8 protein-coding genes and 1 pseudogene are annotated in these 11,810 nt (G+C 59.0%); 2 read left to right on the top strand and 7 right to left on the bottom strand.

Translation table 11 applies throughout. The features are described from left to right. Positions 1-305: transposase (locus tag Q9R30_RS12985; protein WP_311217803.1), on the top strand; the 305-nt coding region annotated here is incomplete at its 5' end. Positions 306-501: 196 nt separating this feature from the next. Here Q9R30_RS12985 and Q9R30_RS12980 read toward each other — a convergent pair. The 7 genes from Q9R30_RS12980 to glf form a co-directional block, all read right to left on the bottom strand. Then, complete coding sequence (locus Q9R30_RS12980) at positions 502-1,059, bottom strand: transposase (protein ID WP_311217802.1); 558 nt, start codon at positions 1,057-1,059, stop codon at positions 502-504. After that, a complete protein-coding gene (locus Q9R30_RS12975; protein WP_311217801.1) occupies positions 1,014-1,790 on the bottom strand; it encodes a transposase family protein in 777 nt (258 codons plus the stop codon). Before Q9R30_RS12975 ends, Q9R30_RS12980 begins: the two co-directional genes overlap by 46 nt. A 427-nt stretch (positions 1,791-2,217) precedes the next feature. Further along, complete coding sequence (locus Q9R30_RS12970; RefSeq protein ID WP_311217800.1) at positions 2,218-4,443, bottom strand: hypothetical protein; 2,226 nt, start codon at positions 4,441-4,443, stop codon at positions 2,218-2,220. A gap of 10 nt (positions 4,444-4,453) precedes the next feature. Next, the gene (locus Q9R30_RS12965) at positions 4,454-5,197 is read right to left on the bottom strand and encodes an ABC transporter ATP-binding protein (RefSeq protein ID WP_311217810.1); all 744 of its coding nucleotides are present in this window, start codon (positions 5,195-5,197) and stop codon (positions 4,454-4,456) included. A gap of 12 nt (positions 5,198-5,209) precedes the next feature. Next, positions 5,210-6,061, bottom strand: a complete 852-nt coding sequence (locus tag Q9R30_RS12960; protein ID WP_311217799.1) for an ABC transporter permease — start codon at positions 6,059-6,061, stop codon at positions 5,210-5,212. After that, positions 6,058-8,082, bottom strand: a complete 2,025-nt coding sequence (locus Q9R30_RS12955) for a glycosyltransferase (RefSeq protein ID WP_311217798.1) — start codon at positions 8,080-8,082, stop codon at positions 6,058-6,060. The genes Q9R30_RS12960 and Q9R30_RS12955 overlap by 4 nt, the downstream gene beginning before the upstream one ends. Then, complete coding sequence (gene glf / locus Q9R30_RS12950; RefSeq protein ID WP_311217797.1) at positions 8,079-9,266, bottom strand: UDP-galactopyranose mutase; 1,188 nt, start codon at positions 9,264-9,266, stop codon at positions 8,079-8,081. The genes Q9R30_RS12955 and glf overlap by 4 nt, the downstream gene beginning before the upstream one ends. A gap of 187 nt (positions 9,267-9,453) precedes the next feature. On the opposite strand from glf, the pseudogene Q9R30_RS19360 reads away from it, so the two are divergent. Further along, positions 9,454-11,673 (top strand): annotated as a pseudogene (locus Q9R30_RS19360) (FtsK/SpoIIIE domain-containing protein); the annotation flags it as partial. Positions 11,674-11,810 lie beyond the last annotated feature (137 nt).

The raw sequence follows: 11,810 nt of genomic DNA, 5'->3' as shown, positions 1-11,810 counted from the left end.
GCTATCATGCCCGGCCGGAGCGGGGCAGGGAACTCGTGAATGAAGTCATTGCGTCATTCCCGTCCTGCCCGATCCCGGAAATGGCCCGCCTCGGCCGGACCCTCAAACAATGGAAGACGGCAATCCTGGCCTACTTCGAAACGAACGGCGCCTCCAACGGCCCTACCGAGGCAATCAACGGCGTCATCGAAACCACCCGCAGAATAGCTCGAGGCTTCCGCAACTTCACCAACTACCGGCCCAGATGCCTACTCGCCGCAGGAGGCCACCGGCACTACCTGAGCAAACAAACCAACCATGCATAACTGCGAAGGTCCCGATAACGGCGATGTGATGCGTGTCGGCATGCGTGTCGATTCCGCCGTAGACCTTGATTTGCTTCTCGGTCACCATGGAGACTGCGCCCTTCCTCGTTGTCGGGTGCGCAGCTCGGAGGGCGTCAGTCAGTTCACTATCGGGGCTCTTCACGGTTGGTGGGGAAATGGATCCTTGGAATGAGCGTCATGCCGCCGTCCGGACGGCACTTCTCAAGAGAATAACGGATTTGTAGTTGGCGGCGTTGCGGTACCCGCGGGCGGTTCGTTTGATGTTTTTGATTGCCGTGTTGTTGGCCTCGACCTTGCCCGTCGTGGCGCCGGTGATGATCAGCACCTCGATCTCTTTCCACCATCTGCAGACGGTGCGGTAGAGCCTGTTCGTCTCCGGCCGTGCGGCTGCCTTGACCAACTCCTCGAGTACCTTCTTGGCCGCAGCGGCGTCTTCCAAAGAGCCGGTGCGCAACAGGGCTCTGAGTTGTTCCTTCACCTTCCAAACGGCGTGGAGCGTGCCGGTTGGATCGTCCAGAGCGAACACTTCCTCGAGCCGGAGGGCGGCCCGGCAGCTGAGGGTGTCACCGCCGCGCAGGAGCAGCATGCGGTGCGCCCAGGCCTTGTCGATGGCCCTGCCGCGCCGGCCGTTGACCTGCTGGGAGAGGTTCTGCCGGGTCTCGGTCATTGCCTGGTTGGCCAGCGAGATCAGGTGGAAGTGATCGACGGCGACAGCGGTCCGGGGCAGCCACATCCGCAACGCCTTCCTGAACGCCGCGGAGGGGTCGATCGCGACAACTGCACGGCCAGGCGCCAATGCAGCGGCCGGGCGAAGAGCCAGTCCCCGACGCCCTTGTGGTCCCGGCCGTCGACCACGCCAAGGACCTGACCGGTATCCAGATCCACGATGGTTGTCATCCACGGCTCGAACCGTGTCCACGCTTTCGTGGTCGGATCCTGGAAGTAGCGCACGGACCGGAACCGGTGCTCATCAATGCCCAGCATCCGCGGGCTGAGCTTGTCCACGTCGGGCAGCTGCAGCAGGCAGGCCTCGGTCACCGCCGCCCGGACCATCCACCAGGACACGGCGAAGCTGGCAGCTGTCTCCGAGACAGCCCTGCCGGAGCGGATGACCGCGTCCACGAGCTGGTCCCGCAGCCGGCTCGTCGAGCGGGCCCGGCGCGGCACCTGGGGTGTGGATTCGAAGAACGAGAGCCGGTCGCACGCTGACTCTTCGCAGTACCAGCGGTACTTGGACCAGAGCACGTCCACCGGCCCGGCGACGGGGATATCACGGAGCCGTTGAAGCCGGCGTTCCTTCCGCCGGGATGCGATGACTCCGCAGCTTGGGCAGCCTGGCGGCTGGTCGGTTTCGATAATGACCTGTCGGCGGCCGGCAGTGATGGTGGTGGAGATGACGTGGTAGTCGGGCAGGTTGAAGAGGATGGTGGCAGCGTCGGCTGCGACCCCGGTAGGGTCGTTCAAGGGCTCGTGGTCCTGTTCCAGGTTGAATGCTAGACACACTCATCCCAACAGGGCCACGGGCCCTCTTGTCTTCAACGACACGAACTCAATTCCCCATCAACCACGAAGAGCCACTATCGGGGACTCGCCAGACTCCTATCAGGACATGACGGCCTGCCGGGCTGCACTTCGAAAATGAGCCAGGTCGGCCGACAGGTCACGGGAAGGACAATCACCAGGGAATGATGTCAGAAGAGCCGGGAGTCAGACCCGCCTCACCAGATCATCCTGCATCCAGCAAGCCGAGGCCGCCACGTCCATCAAGGAGCCAGACCAACCGGTCCACAACTCCATAGTGAAGAGCCCCTACAAGGACCCCGCGTGTGCTCAGCTGCTATGCAGTTCCATCCAGTTTAAGGCTCATCATCTTTCAATGCATCGTTGTCATTCACCGTCGGAGGCGGCGCCACGCTTCCATCAGCAACCAGCCACAAATCATCGTCAAGGCCGCAACCATGCTGATAATCACGAAGGGCCATCCAGGAGGCTGAAACTCGATGGTTACCTCAGTTCCAACGGATGACTCAGACAAATCCAATTTGACAAGGTAACCACGCAGTGGATCGGCCAGTTGCGCACCTTGGACGGAATAGCCTGGCCAATCCAAGCGACTCAACACCGCACTGGCATCCCCTTGAGGCAAAGAGTCGACCCTAAGCACCACCTTCTGACTACTCATAGAAACCGTCGTCAACTGGACACCAGTACTTTGCCAAACGACATTGCCTGTATCAAGGTGGGGGTTATTACGTACCCAGAGCACGGTGTTCTCCGTGGTCTCGGCAACGTGCCATCCCTCCGGGACCGCAACTGCGCTGATCTTGCTTGTCCCCGCATCATTCAATTCACGAATCAGTTGCACCGAGTCGATCGAGAGCAGGTCAACAAGTTGCGTTCCCGTCGCCCCGTCTTTCGTGAACAACTTCTCGCCAGATAGCGGACAGGTCCATCCATGAGGATCTAGACAGAGATCCTCCGCGTAGTTTTTGTACATAATTGGCGTGTAGAGGTTTTGGACCGGGTGCTCGTTGAGGTACCAAGAATTTGCGAGCAACGTTTCATCCCAGACATCCGGGCCCAACCCGGCAGGGTTACCCGAAATGAAAGTCATCCCCTTTGCCTTTTTCAAGGGAATGTCGAATGCCCGGCCATCGTCAGGAAGCCCGAAGTCAGGCAACGGCGTCGCCTTGAAGTAATGGTGCTGTCCTACGGCGGTTGCCAAGGTGACACCTACTACAAGGATCACGGGCAACTGGCGCCATTGGAGCCATGGGAGCCATCGGACTTTCCCGCTGCCGTAAAGAAGCACAAGAAGACTGCCCAGACCTAGGGCGGAGAGTGCAGTAAATTTCAGGTGGACCCCGGGATTGGGGATTTGAGCCCATGCGATGTAAGCGCCTGCAACCAGCAGGCAACTCAAGGCAACAATCCGCGATCGATTCAACACAGGGACCCGGTACTTGCTCAGGAGAACCGACAGAATAATCAGCAAGGCCAAAGACACGTATGGCGTAAGACGTACAGGAAACCGAAGGGGGCCAAGATCACTTGGGGCCAGTACGAGTGCAAGGGAAACTGTGCCAAAAAATAAGAGACCCCGAAGATCCCTGAAAGCCCGCCTAGCACGGTTGAAATCGAGAATTCCCACAAGGGGAAGAAACCACGCTATATAAAGCAAAGGCACTGGCGAGTATGTTCCCCACCATCCAGAGACCTGCGGAAGGCCGCTGCCGATCCAAGAACTGGCAAATCCGGTTAGGTCCGGGGTGAGGAAACCCGTGTTAGATATCTCCGATTCGCGGGCAGTGACCGGTGCAGTCAGTACTCCCGGCAGGTACACCGCGATCGCAACGAGTCCCAAGATAAAGCCGGCCAACACCAATCTCATAAAGCCAGAAAGGGTTTTACCTGCCCAAACCTCGAGCAACAAACCAACCAACACCAATACAAGCATCAAGGTGCCATGGACATAACCGATGGTAACGAGGAGGTAACCAGAAATTAGCCCGGTAAGGGGACTCTTACCTTCGTAAATTCGCTTGAGGCCATACCAAGTAAGGGGTAAGAGGGCGAAAACCATAAGTCCAGTCACCCATGACGCCGCATCCATGTACACAGTAAAACCAGTCAGTGGGACCGCGACCCCGGCCGCCAACGCCCACGTCCGACTGGCACCGTACTCCCGCGAGAGGAGGAAAACGCCGAGGGACAGTATGCATAGAAACGCAATCTTAAGAACGCTAGCAAAGAAGACAGGACTATCTGTGACGCTGGCGCCAAGTCCGATGAGCATGATCAGCGGATTCCAAAGCCCCCACTGGCCCTCAGCGGTATAGTTACCAGCTCCCCAGGCCTGCGCGCTGAAGATCGGCCATTCACCGGAACGAAGCTTGGTTCCGATCTCAAACCAAATCCCGTAAGCACCTGATTGGGTGTCGTCGTAAAAGTAGAAGCGTGGGTTGTTGACTAACGGGATCAACGCAGCAACCACGGTCACAAGCACAGCGGAGGAGGCGTATATCAGATCCTCGAACCACCTGTGAGCGCTTCCTGGTGAGACGTCAACAGGAGCTCCTGTTTCGACGCCCTTGAGAGAGCCTACGGCTGCATCCATATGTCAGTCCCTAACCTTCACTGCGAAGCCGATGCACGGCTTCCCCGATCGGGCCGTCAAAAACAACGTTGCCGTGCTGGAGGACGATGCCTCGATTACATACGCGTGACACTAAATCGAGGTCGTGACTCACAACAACCAGGGTTTTTCCATCACGAGCCAATTCTTGAATTTTGTCTATGCACTTACGCTGGAACGGTTCGTCTCCGACGGCCAATATCTCATCGATTAGAAATACTTCAGGGTTCGTATGAACAGCCACCGAGAAAGCCAGCCGGAGATACATGCCGGAGGAATAGAACTTCACCTCGGTATCAATAAACTGACCAATTTCGGAGAATTCAATAATTGAATCGAAACGCTCCGTGGTCTCAGCCTCAGACATGCCGAGAATCGCCGCATTCAAAAATACGTTATCGCGCCCAGTCAGGTCCGGATGGAAACCTGCTCCTACCTCAATGAGGCCAGCCACCCTGCCACGGGTCCTCACAGTTCCTGAATCCGGCAACATCACGCCGGATATGTGCTTGAGCAGAGTTGATTTACCGGAACCGTTAAAGCCAAGAAGCGCCACGGTCTGTCCCTGGTCGATTGTCAGTCGTACATCTTTCAGCGCGTGAAACTTTTCGGACAGCTCACCCTTTCGTCCCTTGAGCAGCCAGACCACTGTCTCTTTCAGAGACCGGGAATGACGAAGAACAAATTGCTTGCTGATGTTCTCGATCTCGATCGCAACTAAATTCGTTTTTTGCAATACGCTCACCTCTTATAGTTCCTGCGCGAATCGGCCTTCAAGGCGGCGGAATGTCAACTGTCCGGCCGTGACGACAAGTACGGCTACGAGAAGGCCGGCCGGCAGCCAGATAGTGAGTAGATTGGGCGGAAGTTCCGCACTGCCATCCGTGGTGGGGAACCAGAAGGCAAAATGGAAAACCTCTACGGCAATCGTCAGAGGATTCATTTGGTATACGAAAGCGAAGGTGGAACCAAGAGCTGCGCGTACTTGTGTCCAAACGTAGAGGACAGGCGAAGCCCATGTGGCAACCATAAGGAGTAAATCAACCAAGTTCTCAGCGTCACGAAAGTAAACATTCGCGGCGCCGAAAAGGAGCCCTAGCCCGACCGCCAGTAATGCCACGAGCAGGAAGGCAAGCACGGCTACCACTAACTGGAGAAGGCTCGGCTGCCACCCCGTAAAAAAGCACGCCACGAGCAAAACCAAGAGTTGAGGAAAGAAATGAACAGCAGCTACCCATACAGATGCAACCGGGAAGAGTTCCCGAGGAAGGTAAATCTTTTTGATCAAGCCGCCGTTAGCGACCATTGACCGGGAAGCATTCGAGAGTGCCTCAGAAAAGAAGTTAATTAGGATGATTCCCGAGAAAAGATAAACCGCATAATTCTCGGTACCCCTGCTCTGACCTAAAAACACACCCAACGCAAAGTAGAATACGCCAAACTGGATACCCGGTTTCACGTACGACCAGAGGATTCCCAATATAGACCCGCGGTACCGCACAGTGAGTTCTTTGGCCACCAGCAGCCGCAGAAGATAGCGTCTTCTATAAACATCTGCCAGGCCAGCACCGGCCCCAGCCACGATCAGATCAGAACTCATCGTTCCTGAGCGCTTCCATTCTTCGCATTTTCGATTGTCGCCTCCCAAGCCCGGATCGAAGTCACCTCTGAGAGTTGGCTACGATACTGCTTCTGCAGTGTTTCCCAGTCTTGGCGGAGTCGCGTATGCAGTAGGACACTTTCACGCAGAAGGGCGCGAGCCTTCCGGGAATCACGCTTGTACCACGATGCTCCAGTTCCGTCAGCATTTGACACCACCGCGCTATCCAGTTGGGACAGGCGCCACCATTTACTGTCTTGGTGAGCAATGGCGACTTCAGGATTTTGTGCCGACAAATTCGAGGCCGGGATGGTCGTTTGTTTGATGAGGGTCTTAAGTAGCCAAGGGCCGAGTGCATACAACTTCGGAGCCGATGGTTCTTTACCCTTCTTCGGGGGTTTCCGCCGTCGAGGCGGCGGAAACGCTGCCGGGTCCTGTTGCATTGCAGAGTCGGGGAACTTACCCTTCATCGCGCGGAGCTCGGGCGCCCTCTTCGCCATGGTCCTGTGCATATGGTCAGGACCACTAAGAACGTCGTGAAGGGCCGATATCCTGGCTGAAGCCGCGTAGTACTGCATAGAAAAGATGTGCTTCACGTCGGTGGCAAGGCTCTGTCTCAACAGATCGCCACCCTTGTGATAAGGCGAATGGATCAGGCCCGCTACTAAGCGGTTCCGGCCATGAAAATAGGCTTGCCAGTCGACCGAGTCGTCCTTGTCGATCCAGGACACGTGCCAAACCGCCGTCCCGGGCATGGAGACGGTGGGAAAACCTGCCGCCTTGGCCCTGAGCCCGTATTCTGCGTCATCCCACTTGATGAACACGGGAAGAGACAAACCTATCTCTTTGATGACAGCAGTAGGGATCAGGCACATCCACCAACCATTAAAATCCACATCCCACCGCCGGTGCATCCAGGGGGTGGCCCTCAGATTTTGAGTGGCCAAGTTGTGGCGGTGATAGAGGTCGCCACTTGGACCCCATAAGAACTTCCACAGATTAACGGACTCAGCATAGGCGTGAAGTACGGAACGATCGAACATGTCAAACATATGTCCGCCGACGATCGTCGGCACACGGCAGAAATCGGCGAAGGTTGCAGAACGCAGTATCCCCTCGGTTTCAACCATGACATCGTCATCAAGCAGGAGAACGTAATCTGCTTCCGCACCGTTCACTGTCTCGAGCATATTTCGCGAGAAGCCGCCAGAACCACCCAAATTAGGTTGGTCGATGACCCGCAGTTGCGCACCCATCTCGGCCGCAAGCTCATCGAACCCCTGGACGTCACGGACTTTCTCGTTTCCTTGGTCCACGACGATCATTTCGTGTATGACCTCACGGAGATCGGAATCAGCAGCTATAGCGGCGATAGTGTTGTTGCAGTAGTCCGCGCGGTTGTATGTGGTGACGCCGATATTCAGCCGGCCACACGGTTTCCCGTTATCAGGCACCGCCCACTCGGCCGAGATCAATGTCATGCCTTCGGCGTCAGCAATCAAGTCGAACCAATACCAACCACCGTCGCCGAACTGAGCCAGTGAAAGCTCTTGGACACTAGTTTCCTCGCCCGAGACACGGAAAGATTCCACGCGCTGCGTTACACCGCGTGCGTTCGACCGATAAACCACCAATGATCCGGAGCCCGAAGTCTGAACTCGCAGGGTAACTGTGGACACGGTTGTCCATTTGCGCCAATAAGCGGCAGGAAAGGCGTTGAAGTACGATCCGAAAGAAAGCCGCTGTCCGGGACGGACACGGACTGAGCGCCTTCCCAATAGGTCGTCAGGATGAAGTGAAGTGCCCGACGACTGGATTTGCACAGATGTTGCTCCGGCAGCATCGTCCCGGAGCGGACTATTAGGAACGTCGCCGGAATCCATGTACAAGGGTAGAACGTCGAGGTCCCTATCGGCAGGGAAGACCACCCGGTGCACTACGCGCATCGGGTTGGATTCTGTCGCGTCGGGCAGCATCGAGGCGTCCCGCAGAGGCGGCCCTGATTGAACAGTCTTGCTCATGCGTCCACGCCTCCGCTTTCCAGCTTTACGCCGCTTTCGAAGTGCGGCCGGATCTTGTTGTCGAACATGGTCAGCGCAGAACCGATGGCCATGTGCATGTCCAGGTACTTGTACGTGCCGAGGCGCCCGCCGAAGAGGACGTCCTTCTCGACCGCCGCCAGGTCGCGGTATTTCAGGAGCCTTTCCCGGTCAGCGGACGTGTTGACCGGGTAGTACGGCTCATCACCCTTCTCGGCGAAACGTGAGAACTCTCGCATGATGACGGTCTTTTCCGTCTGGTAGTCACGCTCGGGGTGGAAGTGGCGGGGTTCGATGACCCGGGTGTAGGGGACGTCGTCGTCGTTGTAATTCACAACGGAGGTGCCCTGGAAGTCCTCCATGTCCAGCACTTCTTCCTCGAAGTCGATGGTGCGCCAGGACAGGTCACCTTCAGCGAAGTCGAAGTAGCGGTCCACGGGGCCCGTGTAGATCACCGGGATGTTCCCGACCACCTTGTTCTTGCTGTACTCATTCGACTCATCGAAGAAATCGGTGTTGAGGCGGACCTCGATGTTCGGGTGCTCCGCCATCTTTTCGATCCACGCCGTGTAGCCGTTCGTGGGCAGGCCCTCGTACTTGTCGTTGAAGTACCGGTTGTCGTAGTTGTACCGCACTGGGAGCCGCGAAATGATGCTGGCCGGCAGGTCCTTGGGATCCGTCTGCCACTGCTTGCCGGTGTAGTGCTTGATGAAGGCCTCGTACAGGGGACGGCCGATCAGCTGGATGCCCTTGTCATTGAGGTTCTGTGGATCGGTCCCGGCGAGCTCGCCGGCCTGCTCCTGGATGAGTTCCCTCGCCTGGCCCGGTGTCAGGTTGGCACGGAAGAACTGATTTATGGTCGCCAGGTTGATGGGGAGTGAGAAGACCTCGCCCTTATGCACGCCATAGACCTTGTGGACATAGTTCGTGAAGGTCGTGAACCGGTTGACGTACTCCCACACCCGCTCGTTGGATGTGTGGAAGAGGTGGGCGCCGTAGCGGTGCACCTCGATGCCGGTCTGCTCTTCTTTTTCGCTGTAGGCGTTGCCGCCGATGTGGTGGCGGCGGTCGATGACGACAACCTTCAAGCCCAGCTCGGTAGCGGCCTGTTCTGCGATTGTCAGGCCAAAAAAGCCAGACCCTACGATGACGAGGTCAGCGGTCACAAAATCTCCTGGATTGAATGCGGGCAGCGCAATTGTGCGCATTGTCTGCTGCTCTAGCCTACCCGAGGGACAGCGGGCCCCGTCGAATCGAATGCTCCGGCCAGTTGTCCACATACGAGTTTCAGCGGGGGCTCTCATGCGCGCCGCCCGCCTACCGTAGGTCCAAAGCACCAAAGGATTCACGCCCATGACACTCCACTGCACACTGGTCCGCAGCCCCCACGCGCTGCATGCCCGGCCGCCCCTGGAACTTTCCATAACGGCACCTCCGGGTACTTCCGGCGCGAAGATCCACGCCCGGCTGGTGGAGAGGTTCGGCACGGGAGCGGTCTCCGTCTGCGGGGATGACCTGTGTTCCATGAGCCTCGGCACAGCACCCCTTGTGAATGGCGCTGTCCTGGTCGACGGCGGGAGCCAGCCCCCCAGCCGAAGAAGGCTGAGGAGTCCGGCTCCTGACACCGCCGCACTCATCGCGCTGGCTGTGCACACCGGCGCCGGAGCAGGCATCCTGGTCCCCCTGCGGCGCGGCACTTACACGATAGGCAGAAGCAATACCCGCATCGTGGTTCCCGATCCTGAGCTCTCCCGTGAGCATGCCCGCCTGGTGGTCACCGAAAAGGACATCATGATCGTCGATCTGGATAGTGCCAACGGCACCTATGTCGACGGCGGGAGGGTACGCCATGCGGGCGTTACCACGGACTCCACTATCCGCTGCGGCAATACGGCAATGTCGCTCGTCTTCCTGGACCTGCCTGACAAGGCACTGGCCGACGCCGGCACGTCAGTTCAGGAGCCTCTCACCGTCACGGGCCGCACCGACTCCGGCAGTCGCGGGATCCTTCTGCTCACCGCAGTTCTCCCACTGGCCATCGGCATAGGACTCGCGGTTCTTTCAGGAATATGGATGTTCCTTGGTTTCGCGGCCGTCTCGGCAGTCTCCGTACTCATCCCGCTGGCGGCGGGCCGCCGCCAGGGGCGCGAGTTCGCGCGACGGATCCAGTCGGCAGTGGAGGAGGACCGGAAGCGGCGGCAGCGGGCAGGCCCCTCCCTCCCGCTGCTGGTGCTGGTTGCCCGCCATGGGCAGGTTGCGGCTTTCCGCGACGAGGGAAACGGCAGGGTGTGGCTTCGCCTTGGGCAAGCGCCCCAGGAAGCCAATCTGAAAGTCGAGCCGGGGGCCGCGCCCCGCGCTGTCCCGTCAGCCGGGGAAGTCCCCGTATTGCTGGATCCGGGTCCCCCCAACACCACGTTCCGTGGGCCCCGGACCGTTGCGGAGGCGATGATCAGGTCGCTGGTCATGCAGTTGACAGGCTACCCGCGTGGCAACAGGACCCGCATCATCATCTGCGGCCCGCTGGACACTCTGCCGCTCGCTGCCCGCTTTCTTCCCGCCGTGACCCTCGCAGCGTCCCCGGAAGCCGGACTGCGGGCACTGGCGGAGGGCTTTGGATGCACGTTTGCGCATGGCGTCCTCCTGTCCATCGACGCGTCACTCATGGACGGGGGCGGACTACGGGAAGAGGCAGCGCGGTTGGGGTGGCAAGTGATCCAGTTTTGCGTGCCTGACACAGTTCCGGGTATCCCCGACGTGGAACTCGCCGAGCGGCAGTCATTCCTGCGGGAAACGCGGCGCCGCATTGCCTTCGTCCCGGACCTGGCACCCGAGGACGTGTTCAGCAACTTCTGCCGGCAGGCGGCGGCCTTGCCGAGGCGAGTGGAAGGACAAGGACAAGGGGTTCCTCCCGCATGCACACTGGACGAACTGCTGCGGCTCTCTCCCGAGGACACAGCTGCCCGCTGGGATGCGAGCACCCGCACCCACGGTTTAGGCGTTCCGCTGGGAGTTGGAGCAACAGGGCCGCAAAACTTGGACCTGCTGGCTGACGGTCCGCACCTATTGGTGGCGGGAACCACAGGCTCGGGCAAATCGGAACTGCTCCGAAGCCTGGCGCTGGCGCTGGCGCTCACCCATCCTCCGGACAGGGTCAATTTCCTCTTTGTCGATTTCAAAGGCGGATCAGGCCTTGGTCCGTTGGCGGGCCTGGTCCACTGCGTCGGCATCCTGACCGACCTGGCCACCCACGAACTCGAGCGGACCCTCGCATCACTCCGGGCGGAAATCAGGGTCCGGGAGGAAGCCCTCGCCGCTGCCCAGGTTCCGGACCTCGCCGCCTACCGTTCCAAACGTGCAGGCCGAAGTCGTCCCCTCCCCCATCTGGTCATAGTCATCGACGAGTTTCGGATGCTCGTGGACGACGCTCCAGAGGTGCTCCGCGAACTCATGAGGATCGCTTCCATCGGGCGCTCGCTCGGCCTGCACCTCGTCATGGCTACCCAGCGTCCCCAGGGAGCGCTGACCGCCGATATCCGTGCAAACGTCACATCCAGCATCGCGCTTCGCGTCCAGTCCGAGATGGAGTCCCACGACATCATCAGGACAGCGGCGGCAGCCGGGATCCGGCTGGACACTCCGGGGCGTGCCTTTATTGCCCGCGGCATGGAAGAGCCGGAGGAATTCCAGGCGGCAGCAACGGGACAAGCGCG

It is taken from the genome of Arthrobacter sp. AB6 (assembly GCF_031844545.1).
Taxonomy (GTDB): Bacteria; Actinomycetota; Actinomycetes; order Actinomycetales; family Micrococcaceae; genus Arthrobacter.
Note: the sequence above shows the minus strand (reverse complement) of the source record. Positions and strands in the feature narration are given on the sequence as shown.

Bases quoted from the DNA above. Each gene is read 5' to 3' on its own strand.
- Q9R30_RS12980 (WP_311217802.1), bottom strand. From the start codon at position 1,059: ATGTGGCTGCCCCGGACCGCTGTCGCCGTCGATCACTTCCACCTGATC.
- Q9R30_RS12970 (WP_311217800.1), bottom strand. From the start codon at position 4,443: ATGGATGCAGCCGTAGGCTCTCTCAAGGGCGTCGAAACAGGAGCTCCT.
- Q9R30_RS12960 (WP_311217799.1), bottom strand. From the start codon at position 6,061: ATGAGTTCTGATCTGATCGTGGCTGGGGCCGGTGCTGGCCTGGCAGAT.
- Q9R30_RS12955 (WP_311217798.1), bottom strand. From the start codon at position 8,082: ATGAGCAAGACTGTTCAATCAGGGCCGCCTCTGCGGGACGCCTCGATG.